18 protein-coding genes and 1 tRNA gene are annotated in these 20,029 nt (G+C 70.3%); 7 read left to right on the top strand and 12 right to left on the bottom strand.

Features of this window, described 5'->3' with window-relative positions; all coding sequences use genetic code 11:
- Positions 1 to 26: 26 nt before the first annotated feature.
- From lysA to ACIBK3_RS10045, 3 genes are all read right to left on the bottom strand, one after another.
- Positions 27 to 1,418, bottom strand: coding sequence for a diaminopimelate decarboxylase (gene lysA, locus ACIBK3_RS10055; RefSeq protein WP_399363748.1), 1,392 nt, complete (start codon positions 1,416 to 1,418; stop codon positions 27 to 29).
- A gap of 36 nt (positions 1,419 to 1,454) precedes the next feature.
- Complete coding sequence (nrtL, locus tag ACIBK3_RS10050) at positions 1,455 to 2,639, bottom strand: ArgS-related anticodon-binding protein NrtL (protein WP_399363746.1); 1,185 nt, start codon at positions 2,637 to 2,639, stop codon at positions 1,455 to 1,457.
- A gap of 215 nt (positions 2,640 to 2,854) precedes the next feature.
- Positions 2,855 to 3,400 (bottom strand): PleD family two-component system response regulator, encoded by a 546-nt coding sequence (locus tag ACIBK3_RS10045; protein WP_399363744.1) that lies wholly within the window; start codon positions 3,398 to 3,400, stop codon positions 2,855 to 2,857.
- A gap of 118 nt (positions 3,401 to 3,518) precedes the next feature.
- On the opposite strand from ACIBK3_RS10045, the gene ACIBK3_RS10040 reads away from it, so the two are divergent.
- A tRNA-Arg gene (locus ACIBK3_RS10040) sits at positions 3,519 to 3,590 on the top strand.
- 211 nt (positions 3,591 to 3,801) lie between these two features.
- On the opposite strand, the gene ACIBK3_RS10035 is transcribed toward ACIBK3_RS10040, so the two are convergent.
- Entirely contained in the window at positions 3,802 to 4,359 is a 558-nt protein-coding gene (locus ACIBK3_RS10035) for a TetR/AcrR family transcriptional regulator (protein WP_399363742.1), read from the bottom strand.
- 73 nt (positions 4,360 to 4,432) lie between these two features.
- On the opposite strand from ACIBK3_RS10035, the gene ACIBK3_RS10030 reads away from it, so the two are divergent.
- Positions 4,433 to 5,590 carry an FAD-dependent monooxygenase gene (locus ACIBK3_RS10030; protein ID WP_399363740.1) on the top strand — a complete coding sequence of 386 codons (1,158 nt, stop codon included), beginning with the start codon at positions 4,433 to 4,435 and terminating at the stop codon, positions 5,588 to 5,590.
- 192 nt (positions 5,591 to 5,782) lie between these two features.
- Here ACIBK3_RS10030 and ACIBK3_RS10025 read toward each other — a convergent pair whose 3' ends face one another.
- Positions 5,783 to 6,358: a CGNR zinc finger domain-containing protein gene (locus ACIBK3_RS10025; protein WP_399363738.1), complete on the bottom strand. Its 576-nt coding sequence runs from the start codon at positions 6,356 to 6,358 to the stop codon at positions 5,783 to 5,785.
- 103 nt (positions 6,359 to 6,461) lie between these two features.
- Between ACIBK3_RS10025 and ACIBK3_RS10020 the strand changes: the two genes are divergently transcribed.
- Entirely contained in the window at positions 6,462 to 7,634 is a 1,173-nt protein-coding gene (locus ACIBK3_RS10020; protein WP_399363737.1) for an epoxide hydrolase family protein, read from the top strand.
- Positions 7,635 to 7,773: 139 nt separating this feature from the next.
- Here ACIBK3_RS10020 and ACIBK3_RS10015 read toward each other — a convergent pair whose 3' ends face one another.
- The 6 genes from ACIBK3_RS10015 to ACIBK3_RS09990 all read right to left on the bottom strand — a co-directional run bounded on the left by ACIBK3_RS10015 (position 7,774) and on the right by ACIBK3_RS09990 (position 14,868).
- Positions 7,774 to 8,112: an RICIN domain-containing protein gene (locus ACIBK3_RS10015; protein WP_399363735.1), complete on the bottom strand. Its 339-nt coding sequence runs from the start codon at positions 8,110 to 8,112 to the stop codon at positions 7,774 to 7,776.
- On the bottom strand, positions 8,088 to 9,077 hold the full coding sequence (locus ACIBK3_RS10010; RefSeq protein WP_399363733.1) for a helix-turn-helix domain-containing protein: 990 nt from the start codon (positions 9,075 to 9,077) through the stop codon (positions 8,088 to 8,090). The genes ACIBK3_RS10015 and ACIBK3_RS10010 overlap by 25 nt, the downstream gene beginning before the upstream one ends.
- A 113-nt stretch (positions 9,078 to 9,190) precedes the next feature.
- Complete coding sequence (locus ACIBK3_RS10005) at positions 9,191 to 11,983, bottom strand: ATP-binding protein (protein ID WP_399363731.1); 2,793 nt, start codon at positions 11,981 to 11,983, stop codon at positions 9,191 to 9,193.
- Positions 11,984 to 12,653: 670 nt separating this feature from the next.
- Positions 12,654 to 13,490 (bottom strand): alpha/beta fold hydrolase, encoded by an 837-nt coding sequence (locus ACIBK3_RS10000; protein ID WP_399363729.1) that lies wholly within the window; start codon positions 13,488 to 13,490, stop codon positions 12,654 to 12,656.
- Between the two features lie 468 nt (positions 13,491 to 13,958).
- On the bottom strand, positions 13,959 to 14,162 hold the full coding sequence (locus ACIBK3_RS09995) for a cold-shock protein (RefSeq protein ID WP_399363727.1): 204 nt from the start codon (positions 14,160 to 14,162) through the stop codon (positions 13,959 to 13,961).
- A 304-nt stretch (positions 14,163 to 14,466) separates the two neighbouring features.
- Complete coding sequence (locus ACIBK3_RS09990) at positions 14,467 to 14,868, bottom strand: winged helix-turn-helix transcriptional regulator (protein ID WP_399363725.1); 402 nt, start codon at positions 14,866 to 14,868, stop codon at positions 14,467 to 14,469.
- A gap of 229 nt (positions 14,869 to 15,097) precedes the next feature.
- Between ACIBK3_RS09990 and ACIBK3_RS09985 the strand changes: the two genes are divergently transcribed.
- Positions 15,098 to 15,778, top strand: a complete 681-nt coding sequence (locus tag ACIBK3_RS09985; RefSeq protein ID WP_399363723.1) for an SDR family NAD(P)-dependent oxidoreductase — start codon at positions 15,098 to 15,100, stop codon at positions 15,776 to 15,778.
- A 315-nt stretch (positions 15,779 to 16,093) separates the two neighbouring features.
- Here ACIBK3_RS09985 and ACIBK3_RS09980 read toward each other — a convergent pair whose 3' ends face one another.
- The gene (locus tag ACIBK3_RS09980) at positions 16,094 to 16,933 is read right to left on the bottom strand and encodes a patatin-like phospholipase family protein (protein WP_399363721.1); all 840 of its coding nucleotides are present in this window, start codon (positions 16,931 to 16,933) and stop codon (positions 16,094 to 16,096) included.
- Between the two features lie 289 nt (positions 16,934 to 17,222).
- Here ACIBK3_RS09980 and ACIBK3_RS09975 point away from each other — a divergent pair, with 289 nt between their 5' ends.
- The 3 genes from ACIBK3_RS09975 to ACIBK3_RS09965 all read left to right on the top strand — a co-directional run bounded on the left by ACIBK3_RS09975 (position 17,223) and on the right by ACIBK3_RS09965 (position 19,934).
- On the top strand, positions 17,223 to 18,158 hold the full coding sequence (locus tag ACIBK3_RS09975) for an alpha/beta fold hydrolase (RefSeq protein WP_399363719.1): 936 nt from the start codon (positions 17,223 to 17,225) through the stop codon (positions 18,156 to 18,158).
- A gap of 384 nt (positions 18,159 to 18,542) precedes the next feature.
- The gene (locus ACIBK3_RS09970; RefSeq protein WP_399363717.1) at positions 18,543 to 19,235 is read left to right on the top strand and encodes an SDR family oxidoreductase; all 693 of its coding nucleotides are present in this window, start codon (positions 18,543 to 18,545) and stop codon (positions 19,233 to 19,235) included.
- Positions 19,236 to 19,433: 198 nt separating this feature from the next.
- On the top strand, positions 19,434 to 19,934 hold the full coding sequence (locus ACIBK3_RS09965) for a peptidylprolyl isomerase (RefSeq protein ID WP_399363715.1): 501 nt from the start codon (positions 19,434 to 19,436) through the stop codon (positions 19,932 to 19,934).
- Positions 19,935 to 20,029 lie beyond the last annotated feature (95 nt).

The raw sequence follows: 20,029 nt of genomic DNA, 5'->3' as shown, positions 1-20,029 counted from the left end.
GGGCTGTCCTTGGTTCTCCCAGTGCCTCACCCGACGTCGAGGCGCAGCAGGTCCTCCTCCGTCTCGCGGCGGACGATGACACGGGACTCGCCCTCGTTGACGGCGACAACGGGCGGCCGCAGCACGTGGTTGTAGTTGCTGGCCATCGACCGGCAGTACGCGCCCGTGGCCGGTACGGCGATGAGGTCACCCGGTGCCAGGTCGGCCGGCAGGAACGCGTCCTTCACCACGATGTCCCCGCTCTCACAGTGCTTGCCGACGACCCGGGCGAGCATGGGCGCGGCGTCTGAGCTACGGGAGACGAGGGCGACGCTGTACTCGGCGTCGTACAGCGCCGTACGGATGTTGTCGGACATGCCACCGTCGACGGAGACGTATGTCCGCAGCCCGTCGAGGGGCTTGATGGTGCCGACCTCGTAGAGCGTGAAGGCGGTCGGCCCGACGATGGCCCGCCCCGGCTCGACGGAGATGCGGGGCGTACGGAGCCGGGCGGCGTCGCACTCGCGGCTGACGATCTCGGTCAGCGCCTTGGCGATCTCGTGCGGCTCACGGGGATCGTCGTCGCTGGTGTAGGCGATGCCGAGCCCGCCACCCAGATCGATCTCGGGCAACTCGACCCCGTGCTCGTCCCGGATGTCCTTCAGCAGCCCGACCACGCGATGGGCGGCCACCTCGAACCCGGACATGTCGAAGATCTGCGACCCGATGTGGGAGTGAATCCCGATCAGCTCGAGCCCGTCGAGCTGCAGAGCCCGCCGTACGGCCTCCGCCGCCTGCCCCCCGGCCAGCGGGATGCCGAACTTCTGGTCCTCGTGGGCGGTGGCGATGAACTCGTGCGTGTGCGCTTCCACGCCCACGGTGATACGGATCTGCACGCGCTGCCGCTTGCCGAGGGACTGGGCGATGTGGGCGACGCGGACGATCTCCTGGAAGGAGTCGAGAACGATCCGCCCGACCCCCGCCTCGATGGCCCTGCGGATCTCTCCGGTGGACTTGTTGTTGCCGTGGAAGGCGATGCGGTCGGCGGGCATCCCGGCGGTCAGCGCGGTGGCGAGCTCCCCGCCGGAGCACACGTCCAGGTTGAGCCCCTCCTCGTGCAGCCACCGCACGACCGCCCGGGACAGGAACGCCTTCCCGGCGTAGAAGACATCGGCGTCGGCCCCGAAGGCGCTGCGCCAGGCACGGGCCCGCTGCCTGAAGTCCGCCTCGTCGATGACGTATGCGGGGGTGCCGTGCTCCTCGGCGAGCGTCTTCACATCGATACCGCCGACGGTGACGACGCCGTCGGCGTCACGGCCGACGGTCTGCGCCCACACCTTCGGGTCGAGGGTGTTCAGGTCGGCGGGCGGCGCGGAGTAGTGCCCTTCGGGGAGCACATCGGCGTGACGGGGCCCGGCGGGGTGTGCGGAACGGCTCATGTCTGGGTCTCTTCTTCGGCTTTCTGTGCGCTGTCGTCACAGGTGGTCGGGTGCGTCGATGCCGAGCAGGGCCAGGCCGCCGGCCAGCACCGTCCCGGCGACTTCGGCAAGAGCGAGCCGGGCACGGTGGGCGGCCGAGGGTTTCTCCTCGCCGCGCGGAAGGACGGTGACAAGAAAGGGCAGAACGGCATCGGCGACGGTGACGAGGTGCCGGGCGAGACGGTCGGGGGCACGGTGGGCGGCGGCCGCGGCGAGGATGCGGGGGTGGTCGGCCAGGGGGGTGAGGAGGGGGGCGGGGGCCGTCTCGGTGGTCGGACCGGGGTGACGGGGGTGACCTGGGTGTACGTCGCCGGGTTCGGCGTGGAAACCGAGGTCGGCGGCGTTGCGGCTGAGGGCTCGGATGCGGGCGTGGGCGTAACGGACGCGGAAGAGGGGATTGCCCTCACGCTGCACGAGGTGCTCGTCGCCGATCCGGGGCCGGTCATGGGCGGCCGGATGGAGGAGGGCCCAACGACCGGCGTCACGTCCGAGCGGGAGCGGATCGGCGGGGGCGGGAACGGGTCGTACCTCAACCTCGACAGGGGCCGGGGAGTCAGGACCGCGGGACACGAAGGCATCCCCGCGCGCGTCCGCATCCACCCGCACACCGAGGACGCTCTGCCATCCCGGCTGGGGGCGGCCTTCGCAGGTGACGCGCACGAGGGTGCCCTGCGAACGGAGGAGGCGGGCGACGGCATCCGCGACGACGACGGCACGGACTTCGTCGGCGGCGCGCAGTCGCAGGACGCTCTCCTGAACCTTCTGAGCCATCTGAGCCCTATGAAGCACAGGAGCCTTCTGGGGCTCCTGGATCCTCCGGGCCGGTCCGCTGGGCGCGCCGGTGTGTCCGTAGGCGTGCCCCTTGCTCAGGATCTCCTCGACGAGAGCGGCGGAAGCGACGCGGAGGAGGCTGATGTTCAGGAACCCCGGTCCCGTGATGGCCACATCGTCGACACCGTCGGCGCCGAGCAGATGACCTCGGAGCACCTCGGCGACGTAGCGGGGCGTCCGCTCGGCCGGCCGCGCGAGCTGAAGGGCGATGTTGGTGGCGTAGTCCCCACGCCCCCCGGGCCCGGGGGGCGTGACCACGACCCGCTCCGGAACGGTCACACTCAGCTCCCCCGCGTCGACAGCACGACGCACCGCGCGCAGCACGGTACGAGAGAGCTCGACGGGGGTCACGGGACAAGCGTAGGGGAGGAGGGGGGTGGGTAGGCGAGCCGGTTTTAGCGGGGTCCGGCATGTGGACGGGGCGGGGCGGGGGGCGGGGGATCCTCCACCGATCAGCCGCCGACTCGTTTCGACCACCCGCCGACTCAGCTCGACCAGTCCGCCGACTCAGTTCGTCCAGCCGCCGACTCACCGGGTCCGCTCAGCGGCCGACTCGCCGGGTCCGCTCAGCCTCCGGCGTGCCCGGCCCGCTCGGCCTCTCCGGTGCCCCCGAGGATGTCGTCGGCGCCTCCGAGGATCTCGTCGAACGCAGCGCCCTCGGCGTCGCCCTCCACGGCTCCCTCACCCCTCCCCGCCTCGGCCAACTCCCGCACGAGACGTACGAGTTCAGCAGGCTCGAACGGCTTGGCGAGGAAGGCGTCGACGCCGACATCGAGGCCGGAGTCGACCTCGTACTGAGTGCAGGCGCTGACGATGGCGAGGGGAAGATCACGGGTCCGGGGATCGGAACGCAGCCGTGCGGCGGTCCGCAGGCCGTCCAGTCGAGGCATCACGACATCGAGGGTGATCACATCGGGCCGCACCTGATGAACGACATCCAGACACTCGACACCATCGGCCGCGGTCACCACCTCGAAACCCTCAAGTTCGAGATTGACCCTGATCAGCTGCCGGATGACCTTGTTGTCGTCCACAACAAGCACCCGGCCAAAGGCGCCTGGCACAACTCGAGAGTAGGTCGGGACCGGCCACCGCGTCCGGGTTTTAGCCACTTCCACCCCGTGCGGGCGACACCGGCCCCGTGACGCCGGGAAACCCGTTCCTGATCACCTCAGGGGAGCTGGTAGTGTTCTACCCGTCGCCGCGAGCAAGCAGCTCCGCCACCGACACGCCCCCGTAGCTCAGGGGATAGAGCAACGGCCTCCGGAGCCGTGTGCGCAGGTTCGAATCCTGCCGGGGGCACCCAGACATAGGGTGTCGAAAAGCCCGTTGACCAGCAGAAATGCTGTGTTGACGGGCTTTTGGTTTTGCCGGCTCGTCGCGTTGAGGAGGTTGCTCGAAGGCGACGGATGTCTCTATCGACCCTTTCAGACTGAGGGTGTGGGCGGCAGAGGGAGGCGTGCTTTCTAACCGAGGGCGCGCTGCTCGGCCCGGGTCCGTGGGCGGCTGGGTCCTAACGCAAGGCGGCGGCGACGATGCCTTCGAGAGGTTCGCGCGGCACTTCGCCGCCGCTCACCAGCCGGTCGAAGATCAGCCCGTCGATGCAGGTCAGCAGGGTGTGCGTGCGGTTCTCGACATCCGTCACGCCCTGACCGGCGAGGAACAGTCGGACGGCCTCGCGGCCGGCGTTCTCGCGGGGGACGAGGATCTCGCGCAGCTCAGGGTCTCGCACGCTCTCGACGGCGCAGGCGTAACGGGCGAGCGAGCGACGGCGGCCCTGTCCGGTGAGTCGCTGTCGGGTGAGCAGCGCCATGCCGTCCACCAGTTCCTCGGCGGTGCGGATGGCCGGGAGATGCTCGGCCATCGTTTGCAGTTCCTCCTGGTCGAGTTGGACCAGCCGAGTGACGAGTCCGGTGAGCAGCGCGGCCCGGGTGCGGAAGTACGCCGACGTGGTGCCGGGAGGAAGAGCCGCTTTACGGTCGACTGCCCGGTGGGTCAGGCCGCGGATCCCTTCGTCGGCGAGTACGTCGAGAGCCGCGTCCGCGAGGAGGGTGCGCCGATCCGAAGCCATGGCTCCTTTCTACACCTGTAGAGCCTCGGATAGGGTTGTCTTCTACGGATGTAGAAGAAGGGGGGGCTTCGGCATGCGCAACACGGCAGTGGTGGTCGGAGGGGGCATCGGCGGGCTGGCCGCCGCGATCGGCCTGCGCCGCATCGGATGGGAAGTGACGGTCGTCGAGCGCGCGTCCACGCTTGAGGACGCGGGGGCGGGCATCTCACTGGCCGCCAACGGCCTTCGGGCACTGGACGGACTCGGTGTCGGCGAGGCGGTACGGGATGCCTCGCGCGGCCAGTACAGAGGCGGCACCCGCACGCCAGAGGGCGGTTGGCTGGCCCGGATGGACGGCGCGGTGCTGGAGAAGGCGGTGGGCACGCCGATCATGGGCATCCCTCGCTCCACCTTGCACCGGCTGCTTCGCGATGCTCTGCCCACCGAGGCACTGCTGATCGGCTCCGAGGCCGGCTCGGTCCGGCAGATCGGCCCCGGGACCGTTCGAGTCGGCTGCGGCGACACGGTCCTTGACGCCGATCTGGTGGTGGCGGCCGACGGCATCGGCAGCAAGGTGCGCGGCCTTCTCTTCCCAGCCCACCCCGGCCCGGTCTACAGCGGCTCGACGGTGCTGCGCGCCATCACCGAGCAGGCGGTCGAACTGCGCACCGACTTCGAGCTGACCTGGGGGCAGGGGGCCGAGTTCGGACACATCGCCTTCCGTGACGGGCGGGCCGAGTGGCACGCCGTCCTCAACCTGCCTGCCGGGACGCGGTTCGCCGACCCACTGGCCGAACTGCGCCGGAAGTTCCGCAACTGGCACGACCCGATCCCCACGCTGTTCGACGCGACCCGGCCCACCGCCGTGCTGCACCACGACGTCAGCGAAATCCGCACGCCGCTCCCCTCGTACGCCGTCGGCCGGATCGCTCTGCTCGGCGACGCGGCGCACGCGATGACCCCCAACCTCGGGCAGGGCGCCTGCCAGGCGTTGGAGGACGCGGTCACCTTGGCCGCCGCGCTCGCCACCGAGCCCACCGTCGAAGCCGCGCTCGCCCGCTACGACGCCGAGCGCCGGCCGCGCAGCCAGGCGGTCGCGCGGGCGGCCCGGCAGGCTGGGCGGATGGGCCAGCAGCTCTCCCATCCACTGGCCGTCACCCTGCGCAACACGGCGATGCGGCTGACACCCTCCCGCGCCGCAACGCGGATGATCCTTCGGCACCACGCCTGGGTCCCACCACAGCTGAACTGATCCGATTCGCGCCCCGCCAACTCACCACCACAAACCCCCTACGGGGACAAAGCCGAGCCGAGGGTCTGCCATGGGCGGTATGGCGGGCAGAGTGTCCGGGTGCGTGCTGATCTTGTTCCGGACGACCCGCACGTTCCCGACCGAGCGGCCCTCGTCGGCGTCATGGGCCACTTGGATGTACGGAGGTAAAGATCACTCCGCTGATCTGGGTTTTTTGCGCTGGTTGGCGTTGAAGCGCGCTTTCTTTTGACGATTCCCGCACGTGTTCATGTCACACCATTTGCGGGTGCGGCTTTGGCTGGTGTCGAAGAAGGCGGCTTGGCAGGTTGGTGACGCGCACAAGGCCAGTTTTCCGTCTCGTTCGCCCGCGATGATGCTGATCGCGTCGGCGGCGATAACGCTGAGGGCATCTTCCACGCAGGAAGCCGAGCTGAGCCGCCATCGCCGCTTGCCCTCGGGCGTCAGGATCGCCGCGGCCCGACCCTGAGAGCTGCAGTCATTGATGACTTGGACAGCAGACGCGGGGAGAGCGTCCTGGATCGCGGCCGCTGTCGCGGCGGCGTGAATCGACTCCCTCAGTTCCCGAGCGAGGTCGAGCTGGGCAGTGGTGCAGGAGTCCACGGCGAGGCCGTTCACTGCCAGCCAGTCGATGAGTCGGTGCGGCGTGGGAATGCGCTCCACGGCGTCGCCATGACGCTCCGACAGAGTCCCCGTGAAGCTGGTCGCCAGCACGTTGCCGAGGCGGAAGTCAGGGAATCCAGCGCGCATGGAACCACCTTAGCTGGTTGCACGTCGGCGTGGAGGCCTGCTAGAACCGTCTAAGCCGGTTCGCGATAGGTCGTAGCCGGTTCCGCGACGGCCAGGAGGTCTCATGCCCCGTCCAACCGGTGACGTGCAAGCATTTGAAGCCCACGCAACCGACGCCGACCTCGACGATCTGCGCGCGCGACTGACCGCGGTCCGGCTGCCGGAAGCTGAGACGGTGTACGGCGCCGCGCCCGGCCCTCGCCGATGGGAACAGGGCGTTCCTCTCGCCGACCTCGTCGATGTCGTGAACTACTGGCGCACCGGGTACAACTGGCGGTCGTTCGAGGAGCGCCTTGACCGTATCGGCCAGTTCCGCACGACCATTGACGATCTGGGAATCCACTTCCTGCACCGCCGATCCGCGCGCGCGGATGCCACTCCTCTGATCTTGACGCACGGCTGGCCAGGCAGCATTGCTGAGTTCATCGATGTAGTAGACGAACTGGCAGATCCGAAAGATGCAGACGCGCCGGCGTTCCACGTCGTGGTCCCGTCGCTGCCAGGCTTTGGTTACAGCGACAAGCCGGCCACCACCGGGTGGGGAACCGAAAAGATCGCGGCCGCGTGGGTGGAACTGATGGGAAGGCTCGGCTACAGCAAGTTCGCAGCCCACGGCGGCGATTGGGGAGGTAATATCACGACGGTTCTCGGCGGCAGGTTCCCGGCGCACGTTCTAGGCATCCACACAACGTTCGCGGAGGCGCCGCCCGGGTTGACAACGGACGGGCTGACGGCGGTTGAGCGCAGGTGGACCGAGGAAACCCGCGATTTCTGGCGCCACCACGCGGCGTACGCGAAGCAGCAGGCGACCCGGCCGCAGACCATCGGCTACTCGCTCGTCGACTCACCGGTCGGGCTTCTTGCGTGGATCCTTGACAAGTTCGCCGAGTGGTCGGACAACGAGGACAGCCCGTTCGAGACGATTTCCATAGACAGCGTTCTTGACGACGTCACCCTGTATTGGCTGACGCGGACCGGCGCATCGGCGGCCCGCATTTACTACGAAAGCCACAACTCGCTGGACCCGGAACTCCGGGTCGACGTCCCGTCAGCGATCAGTATGTATCCCCGCGACATCGAGAAGACTCCGCGCCCCTGGGCACAGGAGCGGTACCGACAGATCGTCCGATGGAGGTCACCCGAAATCGGGGGACATTTCCCGTCGCTGGAAGTTCCCGAATATTTCGTCAAAGATCTGCAAGAGGGCCTGGCGGCAGTGCTGGCCGCTGATCGGTGAACGCGGCCGGGTGCCGGCAGGCGATCACCGTCTGATCCGGCTCAAGGCGTTGCCCGACGGCTTTGACACCGAGTTCCAGGGAGACGTCGGCCCATGGGGGCTCCCCCTGTGGCCGGGGCCCCCATGGAAGGAACACAGGTCAGCCGATGCCCTGGAGGCGCCAGATCTGGTTCTTCTTGTTGTTCAGCGCGCTCGCCGGGTCGCAGGTCCACTGGTGGATCTTCGCACCGGTGGCCGTCGAGATCTGGCTGACGTCGACGCACTTGCCGCTGTGGACGGCGACCAGCTGGTAGTCCTTGCTGTTGCCGAGTGCCGTGACGGGGTTGAGGGTGAACATCTGGTTGGTGGCACCGTTGCAGGTGTACTGGATGACGGCGGCGCCGTCGGCCGTGGAGGCTCCCGAGACGTCCAGGCACTTGCCGCTGAGCTCGTTGACCACCCGGAGGGGCGCGGCTACGGCCTGGGGGCGTCGCGCCACTCGCTGGGGGACATCCCGTAGGCGGTCCGGAACACCCGGCTGAAGTGGGCGGCGCTGGTGAAACCCCAGCGGTGTGCCACCGCGACGATGGTCCGATTGGCCGTCCGGCGAAGCATCAGATCCCGTCGGCACGCTTCCAGGCGGCGGCTCTGGATCCAGCGGCTGACCGTGGTGTCCTCCCCCTCGAAGATCTTGTGCAGGTAGCGCACGGAGATGTGGTGGGCCCGCGCGATGGCCTCCGGGGTCAGGTCGGGATCCGCCAGGTGCCGGTCGATGAACGTCCGGATCCGCAGCGACAACACCGCGTCGCCGCTCGGCGTCCCCTCGGAGTCCCTGCCGAGTTGTTCATCGGCCAGGACGGTGAGCAGATCCACGACATTGCGGGCGAGCAACTCGCCAGTGCGCGGCCGAAACGTTCCCGCGGTATCCGCGATCCGGGACAGCATGATCGACAGCAGTCCGCCGAGTGCCGTGTCGGGGCGAACGGGAGATGCCGTGATCTGCCGCAGGTCCGACTCGCCCAGGCCCAGAAGCCCCCTGGGGAGGAGGACGGACTTCGTCTGGAGGCGTTCGGGGAACTCCATCCTGTGGGGGCGGGCCATGTCGTAGATGACGATCTCCCCGGCTCGCAGGCAGGCCTCGCGGCCGTCCTGTTCGAGCCTGGCCACGCCCTTGCCCTGGAGTCGCACGATCAGGTTCTCGGTGTTGCCCCGGGCGATCAGGCGTGGGGTGCGGACGGCCCGCAGGGAATCGCATTCCACTGTGACGACCTGAAGGTGGCCGAGTCGGGAGGTGCGGATGGTGCCCGAGTACACGTCGTCGGGGACGACGATGTCGACGGCGGTGAACGTCCGGGACAGGGCCTCGCACCAGTACGTGCGTCTTTGGGGGGCGGGCACCGAATCCGTGGTGAGGAGGCTGTCCACGTGGCGGTCTTCGTCGGGCGGAGATGCGACTGGCGTCATGATTCCGCCGCCTTTCAAGTTTCAAGCGCCTATCACCATCCTGGCGGCCCGCCTGTGCCCGCACATCGCACGGTTCGTCAAGCCGAGGGAATCCGTCGTGTGATACGACGCGGTTACTCTCCGCTGTCGCGGCTGGCCACCAGGTGGGCCAGCTCCACGCGCGAGGTGAGGGCGAGCTTGGTGAACGCGCGTCGCAGATGCGAGCTCACCGTGTGCGGTGAGAGGGAGAGGCGCTCCGCGACCTGCCGGTTCGTCAGTCCCTGTGCGACGAGCCGCACCACACCGACTTCCGAGACGGTCAGCTCCGGCCACCCCTTCACGGAACCCGCGGACGTGGTACGCCGGACGCCCACGGCCCGCAGGCGGCGGCGGACCCGTGCGGCGTCCCACTCGGCGCCGGCCTCCGTATAGAGGGCGTGTGCCGAATCGAGGTAGGGCACGGCTTCGGACACACGGGTGGCGGCCAGCTTGCGTCCGGCGTCCTCCACCGCCGATGCCCGTGCCAGGAGCCGGGGGCAGTCGTCGTACAGGCCGACCGCACGCAGGAGGTGGGCGAGGTCGTTGTCGAGCAGCCCCCGGGCGTGCGCGGCCGCGGCCGCCAGGATCGGGAACGCCGGGTTGAGCGTGGCCCGTCGCTCCGCCACGCGGACCGCCAGTTCGGCGCGCTCGCGCGCTCCGGCACGCAACGCCATACGGACGAAGACCGGCGCGTCGGCGGGATCGTCCGGGCTGGCAAGGGAGGGCCTCTCCTCGGCAAGCGCCCCCGCCGCTTCGTCGAGCACCGCCATGGCGTCGTCGGGGCGGCCCTCGAAGTCCGCCAGCAGTGCGGCCATCCACGAGCCCACGTTGCGGACGAGCGGCGCCTCGTCGTTCAGCATCCGCCTCCCCTGCTCGACATGGGCGCGGGCGGCGTCCAGGTCGTTCGTGTGGAGGGCGACGCGCACCAGCGTGTACAGCAGCGTGGCGTCGGCGAAGTTGCCCATGCCCAGCTCATCCACCATGGCCGACGCGCCTTCCGCTTCGGCTCGGGCGTCGGCCAGCCTCCCCGCGTCCAGGAGGGTGCGCGAGCGGTTCATGAGCCACAGGAGCATGGCGGCGGCCTGGCCCTGCTGCCGGGTCTCGCGGACGCCTGCCGCGGACGCCGCGAGCGCTTCGGCGGATCGCCCCGCCGCGTTGAGCAGGAATGTCGTCCAGAGTGCCTCGGGTACCCACAGCGAGTGCGCGATCCCGAGACCGGCGGCCACGGCGGCGGCCCGGTCCGCCAGCCGGAACGACTCGCTCCAGTCCATCCGGTAGAAGAGCACGACCGAGTCGACGGCGATCGCGGTCGCCTCGGCGGCCCGGTCCCCCGCCTGCGCGGCGGCCTCCAGTGCCTCGGTCACGGCGTGGGCGGTCGCCTCGATGTCGCCGACCATGGACAGGTTGAGGCACAGCAGCGCCAGCAGCTGGGCCCGCAGCGTTGCCGGGATGCCGGGCAGCGCCGCGCCGGTACGAGCCTGCCGGACGGCCTCCGTGAAGTCGTACTGGCTGGACATGCGGGCCAGATTGAGCCGCACCTGTGCTTCGTCCTCGGTCCGCATGCTGCCGGGCAGCGTCGAGGCACCCAGCGCGCGGGCTCGTGCGGCCTGCCCCGCCTGCCAGAGAAGGAGGATGGTCTCGGCGACGATCGCCGACCGTTCCGGGGCCTGCTGGGCGGTGAGTGCCAGGGCCCGGCCGCTGAGTTCCGCCGCCGAAGTGGGCGCGGTGGGCGCGAGTTCGGCCGCGGCGCCACGGAGCAGTCCGACGGCCGAGCGGTCGCCGATGTCCGCGCTGTCGGCCAGCAGCGTGGCGGTTTCGAGCACCGGGGCACCGCGTGCCAGCAACACGTCGGCGGCCTGGCGCCGCAGGGCCCGGCGTACGGACGCGGGGAGGCTGCCGTCGACGGCCTCGCGGATCAGGTCATGGCGGAACCGCAGGTGACCGTCCTGGTCGACCAGCAGGTCGGAGTCGAGGGACTCCCGCACGGGCGCGATCAGGGTGGCCGCCGGTCTGCCCATCAGCTCGGCCAGCAGATCGATGGGGACGGTGCGGCCCACCGCTGAGGCGGCCTGCACGACCTCGCGGGCCGGTCCGGAGAGCTGATCGAGACGCCGCTGGACGGAGGAGCGCAGGCGCTCGGGGATCAGGTCACGCGACAACCGTGCCACCTGGTCGTCGACGATCACCGAATCCTCGTCACGGAGCCCGCCGAGCAGTTCCACCAGCAGCAGCGGCATGCCCTCGGCCCGGCGGGCGACCCTCAGGACAGCCCGATCGGGCGCTGCTCCCAGGACGTCCTCGGCGATCTGCGCGACCGCCTCGTCGGTGAGCGGCCCGAGGCGCAACTCGTGTGCGCCGGCCTCCCGGAGCCGGTCCAGTGCCACGCGCACCGACGGGACGCCGGTCCCGCTGCGAAGGGCCACCACCCACAGGATCGCGTGCGACGAAAGTCTGGCCGAGAGGGTTCGCAGGGCGAGAAGTGTCAGGTCGTCGCACCACTGCAGGTCGTCGAGGAGTATCAGCAGCGGTGTATCGAGGGCCGTCTGCTCCAGCCGGTCCTGCAGCTCCTGAAGCAGCCAGAACCGCTGGTCGGGCGTCGCCGAGAGCTCTCGCACCGTCGCCGTGTCGAGCAGAGGCTCGACTCCCGACAACAGACCGTCCAGCAGCGGACCGAGGGGCACGAAGTGTTCGTCGGGATCCGCTCCTCCCCTGAACGCCCGGATGCCCCGCCGCACCGCGGCGGCGTACCCCTCAGCCAGGAGCCGGGTCTTGCCACTGCCTGGCGCGCCCTCGACGCACACGATCCCGCCATGGCCTCGGGAAAGGGCGTCGAGTCGGGCGTCGATGAATGCCAGTTCGTCGTCCCGGCCGCGCACCGGCGCCGGCACGGCACCTGTTCCGCCCGCAGGGGGTCGCTGGGTAAACCGGTCCACGAGCCACCCCAAGAGCCGTGGCCACACGGAAGGCGGCTGGCGCGGGCGTGCGGCGCGGTGAATGCAGGAAGCATGCCACATTTCAGCCGAACGACTGTCTGCCTTTCGGCCAGAGGCGCTCGTCTCCGGAGAGCAGGGGGATCGTTCGACGTCGGGGGGCAGGACCTACCGCTGGGCGGCCGCCTTCTCGGTGTGCCGAGGCCCAGAACGGAAGTGGGTGAGGGTGATCCGCCGACCTGCGCCCGCCGGGCTCGGCGCGGCTGCTGCGACGTCAGCGCCGTCTCCCGGCCCGGCCGTGAACCGCTGTCTGTCCGGGCGTGACAGCGCGGCGTCGGGCGAGCACACGGGCGGTCGGCGGTAATCGCCGTACCCGGTCAGCCGTTTGGCGTTTCAGTGCCGCAGGGCGGCGACCACGTCCTCTTTGCCGTGGCCGGCTCGGCGCCTCCACGACGGACTCGGTGTGCGACGTCGGCCCGCCGGCGAGGGCCCGAGGCGGCCCGTGCCTCTTGCCTCGCCGGCGGGGGCCGGGAACACCCACGCGCTCCTGTGGAGCCCTGACCGTCGGGAGCGCCTTCCGGCATGCGGGAGCCGGGTCGACTCCGCGGGCGACCCGGCTCCCGTTCGGTCACTTCGCGAGGAAGGTGAGAAGCGCCGCGTTGACCTCCTCCGCGTGGGTCCACAGCAGGCCGTGCGGGGCGCCCTCGATCTCGACGTAGTCGGCGGACGGAAGTGCCTGGTGGAACCGGCGCGCGGTGCCCTCGACGGGCAGGATGCGGTCGCCCGTGCCGTGCAGGATCAGGGCCGGTACGTCGATGGCCGGGATGTCGGCGCGGAAGTCGGTGTACCAGGTCGACGGCGCGGCGGCGGCAGCGAAGAAGCCGCCGCCCGCGGCGACGTTCCAGCTGTTGCGGACGGCGTCCTCGCTGATCCGGGTGCCGAGGTTCTCGTCGAGGTTGTAGAAGTCCTTGTAGAAGGCCGTGTAGTACGCGTAACGGTCGGCCTTCACGGCCTCGACGACACCGTCGAAGAACTCCTTCGGGGCGACCCCGTCAGGGTTGTCGTCGCTCTTGAGCAGGCAGGGCTCCAGCGAGGCCAGGAAGGCGACCTTGGCGACCCGGGAGGAGCCGTAGGTGGACACGTAACGGGCGACCTCACCGGTACCCATCGAGAACCCGACGAGGACGGCGTCCCGCAGGTCGAGGGTCTCCATCACGGTGTTCAGGTCGGCCGCGAAGGTGTCGTAGTCGTAACCGGTCGTCGGCTGGCTCGACTGCCCGAAACCGCGGCGGTCGTAGGTGATCACCCGGTAACCGGCGTCGAGCAGCACGGCACTCTGCCGCTCCCAGGAGTGACCGTCGAGCGGGAAGCCGTGGATGAGGACGACCGGCTGCCCGGTTCCGTGGTCCTCGTAATAGAGGTCGATGGCGGTGGAGTTCTCCTGGCCCACGGTGATGTACGGCATGGGTTGTACCTCGTTTCCGGGATGACGGGTGCGCGCGGCCACGCCCCTCTTCGGTGGTGCGGAAGCACACCGTCGTACGGGACCTCCGGGCCGTCGGCGGCCGGTCCGCGGGCGTGCGCGACGGAACGCCGTTCACGCTAGGGCTGACGCCGGTACCCCTGTTGCCCCGCTGTGCACCGGTCGTTGCCTGAGGGCGCAGACCACGCGTCAGAGTCCGCGCGCCGCACGCGGTCGCGGTGAGCGACCCGGCCCCTGTCACCGAACTGATCCTGCGCGCCACCCGCTCAGCCCGCTGACGAGCCGGCTGGCGACGCCTGGACCAACCCGTACCGCGCGCTGCTGCCGCCGATGGCTCATCGCAACGCCTCGCACGCCAGGGCGCCGACCGGATCGCCGCCGTAACGTCCCGTCCGCAAGGGAAAGGCCCGGCCCCCCGAAGGGGAGCCGGGCCTTTCCGCGGCCACGGGATCAGGCGGGGCGGATGTTCTCCGCCTGCGGGCCCTTCTGGCCCTGGGTGACGTCGAACTCCACCTTCTGGCCTTCCTGCAGCTCGCGGTAGCCCTGGCTGGCGATGTTCGAGTAGTGGGCGAAGACGTCGGGGCCGCCGCCGTCCTGCTCGATGAAGCCGAAGCCCTTCTCGCTGTTGAACCACTTGACTGTGCCCTTGGTCATGGCTTTCTCCTTCGAGGGAAAACCGGGCCCGCACCCTGCGTGCCCGGGAGGTGATCGCCCTGGTCCGGAGAGGTGCTGAACAGCAAGAACGCCCGTGATGCGATCACGGGCGAACGAGACTTCGGAACCACGACTGCTGGATCACAACGCTATACCGGCACGGCGGCAGCCGCCAGCGATAACACGGCAGCATCAACACCCGCCTTGTGGATGCATGCCCGGCACCGGCCGCCGGCACCGGCCGCTGCCGCGTCGCCGGCTGCGCGCCCGTCATCGGTTCCAGGAGCCCGGACGCCGTCGGCCATCAGGGTGTGGTGCCGGTGTGGGCCCGGTACTCGCGGATCTGGCCGTGGTGGTCCGCGACCCAGGTGATCAGGGACGTGACGACGTGGTGGAGGCTGCGGCCCAAGGGCGTGAGGGCGTACTCCACGCGCGGCGGCACCTCCGCGTAGGCGGTCCGGGTCACCAGGCCGTCCTGCTCGAGCTGGCGCACGGTGAGGGTGAGCATCCGCTGGGAAATGCCCGGCACCCCCCGCTGGAGGTCTGTGTAGCGCAGGGGGCCGGCCTGCAAGACGGAAATCACCAGCATGCTCCACTTGTCGCCGACCCGGTCCAGGATCTGCCGGACGAAGACCATCTGGTCAGCGGGGATGCCGGCGCACGGCCCCCGGCCTGCGGCGGCATCGGGTCGGTCTGCGGTGTCCATGACGCACATTCCCCTCCGGCACGGACATCGATGTGCCTTTTGTACGGCCTTCCATACTGGCCCATCATGGCGCTGCGCACAAAGAGTAGGAATTGGAGCGACGCGGCGATCCGCGGCCCGGACGGCTGCGCGGTTCCGGTCGCTGACGCCGCCCGCTGCTGATCCACCCGCCCGTCGGGCATCCTCTCCCCGCATGTCCCGGCGGCCACGACACGAAAGGGACCTGACTGTGCCCACTCTCGCCATCATCGGTGCCGGCCCCGGCATGGGCCTGGCCATCGCCCGCACCTTCGGCAGCCGCGGCTTCGACATCGCGCTGATCGCCCGCACCAAGGAGAAACTGGAAACGCTGGCCGGCCAGCTCGGCCAGGAAGGCATCACGGCCGCCGCGTTCCCCGCCGACGTCGTCGACCGCCCCTCGCTCACGGATGCCCTGGACGCGGCCAAGGACCGCTTCGGCGGCATCGACGTACTGGAGTACTCGCCGGCCCCGCACTCCCCGGTGCCCGGCTTCGCCCTGGCCGCTCCCTCACAGGTCACGGTGGACAATCTGCAGCCGCAGATCGAGTACGTCTTCTACGGCGCCGTCACGGCGACCCGGGCGGTACTGCCCGCGATGCGCGAAGCCGGCGCCGGGACCCTGCTGTTCACCACCGGCGGCGGCTCCGTGGACCCGGTGCCGATGCTCGGCAATGTCAACGCGGCCTCAGCGGCTCTGCGCAACTGGGTGCTCAATCTGGACAAGGAGCTGGCCGGCAGCGGCGTGCACGCCGCTCACGTGGCGATCAACGTGTGGATCGGCGACGGCGGCCCGGAGGGCTTCCCGACGGCCATGCCCGAGCAGATCGCCCCGCTGTACTGGGAGCTGCACGAAGACCGTGACCGCTCCGAGGCGGTCTTCAACGCCTGACCGGTCGGCCACCCGCTCCGGGGAGGGGCATCCGCTCTCTCCCCGTCCGGTCCCCACCGGCCGCGTCCGCTCCGGGTTCCTCGGCCACGACAAGGTCGGCTCCGCCATGAGCCGCGCCGACATCACCGCGTTCCTCGTAGCGCAGCTCACCAGCGCGGGAAGCGGCGCGAGGGCGCGGATCTCGTGCCAGATCCGGCGGCAGGGGTCACGTTCACTGAAAAGCAGCGGGCCGTCGTCGGCCTCGCTCGCCGGACCGCTGTACGGCGACACCCGGCGCCGTCCGGCAACCCGGCAACCCGGCAGGCAGGCGGAGGCTCAGCCGTGCCAGATGGCGTGGATCTGTTCGGCGTGGGTGGTGGCCTGGCGGTGGCCGGCTCGGGCTGCGGCGGGGATGCGGGAGGCGTCCAGGGGGTTGCGGCCGAATGCTCGGCGGGCCGGGCGGTCCGGGGTCAGGAGGGTGGCTCGGGTGCCGTCGGCCATGAGGGCGGCCACCTGATCGAAGGTGCTCGGGCCGGCACCAGGACCCTTGGGGATGGGGGCCAGGACGACGACCCGTCGGCAGTCGTGGGCCAGGTCGGCGTTGGCCGTGGAGCGTATGCCCCCGTCCATCCAGCGCCCCTTTCCGATCGTGATCGGCGGAAACAGGGGAGGAAGTGCGCAGCTGGCCGCCATCGCCCGTACCAGTTCGACCCCGCTGTCGGCGCCGAAGCCGGTCGGCTCGCCGGTGAGCGCGTCCACCGCGATCAGCCGCACCGGCCTCTCGGGCCACCGCTGGACCGGCAGTTGAGGGCGGATCAGGTCGAGGACCTCCGCCTCCGACACTCCGCGCACGCTCAGCGCGAGCCTGCTCAGCCGCTTGACCACGGTGTCCGGGTCGCGTGAACCGAGCGCCGCCCACAGGTACTTGGCGGTCATCGCCAGGGTGAAGTCCACCTCCAGCATGGCCCGCTTACGGGCGACCTGCTCCGCGTACAGGTCGGCCGGCGCCGCCCCCGCGGCCAGTTCCACCGCGAGCAGCGAGCCGGCCGATGTGCCGAGGAGCACGTCGGCATCGCCGAGGTCCACCCCGGCCTCGGCCAGTCCCGCGAGGACTCCGACCTGCCAGGCGTACGCGGTCAGCCCGCCGCCGCCCAACACCAGTGCCGTGTCCGCCACGTCCGCCCCTCCTCGACCTGACGGGGACCACTCCCCACTTCCCTTTCTCCGCACGTTAGCACGCAATCGGGGAGTGGTCCCCGCTTCTGTGGGAACTGCCCCCGCGAGCCCGGCGGCCTGATAGTGTTTTCGTGTACATGACCGACCTGGGAGGTGAGACCCATCAACGCTGTATCAGGCTGGGTGCTCTCCCTCCCCGTGGTGGTGCGGGTCGTCTGACGTCCGATCGTGGTGACGTCGGTGGTCCCGGGAGTGCCCGTAGGTATCCCGGAAGGCCATGGTTTTTCTTATGCGGTTTCCCTCAGGACGGTTCGCGGTCGGTGTCCCGGAACGTCCGGCTCCTCGCACGCGCTTCTTCTCCTCGTACGACGGCACCTCGCTCGCCTGTCACCTCTTCGGTGACGGTGACGGTGACGGTGACGAGGGCAGCGCCGGCGACGCCGGGGCCCCCGTCGTCTGTCTGCCCGGCGGGCCCACGGACTCCCGTTATCTCGGCGACCTCGGTGGGCTCGCGGCTCATCGGCCGGTCGTCAGGCTCGATTTCCGGGGCACCGGGGAGTCGGCCGTCGCCGAGGACACCGGGTCCTACCGGTGCGACCGGCTCGTCGGGGATGTGGAGGCGCTGCGCCGGCATCTCGGGCTGGAGCGGATGGACCTGCTCGCCCACTGCGCCGGCGCGAACGTCGCCGTCCAGTACGTGAGGCGTCATCCGCAACGCGTCCGCACGCTCACCCTGGTCACGCCCAGCGTGAGGGCCGTCGGACTCACGATCGACGGAGGGCTTCGGCTGGAGACGGCGCGGTCGCGGTCGCGCGAGCCGTGGTTCCCGGAGGCCTTCGCCGCCCTGGAGGCGGTGGTGGAGGGCCGTCCCTTCGGCGAGAAGGAGGTGAAGGCGATCGCGCCGTTCTCCTACGGCCGTTGGGACGAGGCCGCTCGCGCCCATCAGGCCGCCGACGAGGCGCGCAGGGACACGGAGGTCATGGCGGCCTTCGGGGCCGAGGGCGCCTTCGATCCGGACGGCACCCGCGCCGCGCTCGCTCGGTTCGCGGGGCCGGTGTTGTTGGTGGCCGGGGAGGTCGACCTCGCCGCACCTCCGAGGACGGTCGACGAGTACGCCGGGCTGTTTGCCGACGGGGAGTCCGTTGTGCAGCCCGGGGCCGGGCACAATCCCTGGATCGATGACCCCGAGTGGTTCGTGAGGGCCGTGGCGGGGTTCCTGACGTAAGTGGCGAGGTTCCTCATAAATCGGGCCTCGGGCCTCATGTATGGGGCCTCGGGCCTCATGTATGGGGCCTCGGGCCTCGCCTCCGACTCCCTCCGGCAGCGCGCCGGCGGACGGTCCGAGGGCTCCGCGTGCCAGTTCCACGACCGCGAGGGTGCGTTCGGCGGTCTCGATGTCCGACGGGGACGCCGATGGGCGCAGCCGGGCGTGGCTGACGTGCGATGCCGACGCGGCCGGGCGTCGATGCGGGCCCAGGAGTCCTCGACGGCGGGAATACTCATGATCGGGCCGCAAGGGCCACCACTGCCAACGGGCCACCGACGGCGATGGCCCGCCGCCGTCAACGGGACGGGCCCGCCGCGCCGTTGCGCAGACTGAGGAGGGCGCGTGGACACAGCGACCGTCACACTGGTCACGGGGGCGAACCGGGGCATCGGCAAGGAGGTGTCCCGGCAGCTCGCTGCCAGAGGGCACACGGTGATCGTCACCGCGCGTGCCGAGGACGCGGCGCGCAAGGCAGCCGAGGAGATCGGCCGCGGCGCCGAGGCGCTGGCGTTGGACGTGACCTCCGCCGAGGACGTCGCCCGGGTGACGCGGGAGGTCGCCGAGCGGCACGGGCGGCTGGACGTCCTGGTGAACAACGCCGCGATCCTGTACGACACCTGGCAGCGTGCCGTGACCGCCGACCTGGACGTCGTACGAGAGGCCAACGAGACCAACCTGTACGGCCCGTGGCAGCTCACGCAGGCGCTGCTGCCGTTGCTGCGCGCGAGCGCCCACGGCCGGGTCGTCAACGTCTCCAGCGAGGCCGGTTCGCTGGCCTCCATGGGCGGGGGCACACCCGCCTACTCGGTTTCCAAGGCCGCCCTCAACGCCCTGACCCGGATGCTGGCGGCGGAGCTGCGCGGCGACGGGATCCTGGTGAACGCGGTCTGCCCGGGCTGGGTGGCCACGGACATGGGCGGGGCGGGCGGGCGCCCGGTCGCCGACGGGGCCGCCGGGATCGTGTGGGCGGCGACGCTCCCCGACTCCGGCCCGACGGGCGGGTTCTTCCGCGACGGTGATCCAGTGTCCTGGTGAGCCAAGGACGATGTGGAAGACGCCGTGGAGGACACCGCCTGACACCGGGTCGGCCCGGGCGGCCCCGCGGATTCGGTCGCCCGGGCGGCCCCGCGGATCCGGTCGCCCGGGCGGCCCGGTCAGCCTGGTCCACCGGCCGAAATGGCGCCGTGTGACAAGATGCTGCGGCCTAACCCCCGCCAGAAAGGGACGTATTCCATGTCCAGGGTCGAGCTGACCACGAACTTCGGCCGTATCGTTCTTGAACTCAACGATGCCGAAGCCCCCAAGACCGTCGAGAACTTCCTGACGTACGTCCGGAACGGGCACTACGACGGCACGATCTTCCACCGGGTGATCGACGGCTTCATGGTGCAGGGCGGCGGTTTCACCGCGGAGATGGCGCAGAAGCCGACGCTGGCGCCGGTCCCGAACGAGGCCGACAACGGCCTGAAGAACACCGCGTACACCGTGGCGATGGCGCGCACCGGCGACCCGCACTCGGCGACCGCGCAGTTCTTCATCAACGTCTCCGACAACGAGTTCCTCAACCACACGTCGAAGGACGCGCGCGGCTGGGGCTACACCGTCTTCGGCCGGGTCACCGAAGGCCAGGACGTCGTCGACCAGATCAAGAAGGTGCGCACCGGCTCCAGCCGCGGCCACCAGGACGTACCCACCCAGTCGGTGGTCATCGAGTCCGCGAAGGTCCTCGGCTGACGGGACGGCAGCACTCGACGGGCCGCCGGGACCTGCGGCCACGGGCACGCCGCCGACGCGGCGCGCGGTCACGCGGTACGCAGGTCACGGGGTAC

Source organism: Streptomyces sp. NPDC050287 (assembly GCF_044459385.1).
In the GTDB taxonomy this organism is placed as follows: Bacteria; Actinomycetota; Actinomycetes; order Streptomycetales; family Streptomycetaceae; genus Streptomyces.
This window is presented reverse-complemented; position numbering and strand designations above follow the sequence as displayed.

Coding starts and splice junctions, on each gene's coding strand:
- lysA (WP_399363748.1), bottom strand. CDS start 1,418: ATGAGCCGTTCCGCACACCCCGCCGGGCCCCGTCACGCCGATGTGCTC.
- ACIBK3_RS10035 (WP_399363742.1), bottom strand. CDS start 4,359: ATGGCTTCGGATCGGCGCACCCTCCTCGCGGACGCGGCTCTCGACGTA.
- ACIBK3_RS10030 (WP_399363740.1), top strand. CDS start 4,433: ATGCGCAACACGGCAGTGGTGGTCGGAGGGGGCATCGGCGGGCTGGCC.
- ACIBK3_RS10025 (WP_399363738.1), bottom strand. CDS start 6,358: ATGCGCGCTGGATTCCCTGACTTCCGCCTCGGCAACGTGCTGGCGACC.
- ACIBK3_RS10020 (WP_399363737.1), top strand. CDS start 6,462: ATGCCCCGTCCAACCGGTGACGTGCAAGCATTTGAAGCCCACGCAACC.
- ACIBK3_RS10010 (WP_399363733.1), bottom strand. CDS start 9,077: ATGACGCCAGTCGCATCTCCGCCCGACGAAGACCGCCACGTGGACAGC.
- ACIBK3_RS10000 (WP_399363729.1), bottom strand. CDS start 13,490: ATGCCGTACATCACCGTGGGCCAGGAGAACTCCACCGCCATCGACCTC.
- ACIBK3_RS09995 (WP_399363727.1), bottom strand. CDS start 14,162: ATGACCAAGGGCACAGTCAAGTGGTTCAACAGCGAGAAGGGCTTCGGC.
- ACIBK3_RS09990 (WP_399363725.1), bottom strand. CDS start 14,868: ATGGACACCGCAGACCGACCCGATGCCGCCGCAGGCCGGGGGCCGTGC.
- ACIBK3_RS09975 (WP_399363719.1), top strand. CDS start 17,223: ATGCGGTTTCCCTCAGGACGGTTCGCGGTCGGTGTCCCGGAACGTCCG.
- ACIBK3_RS09965 (WP_399363715.1), top strand. CDS start 19,434: ATGTCCAGGGTCGAGCTGACCACGAACTTCGGCCGTATCGTTCTTGAA.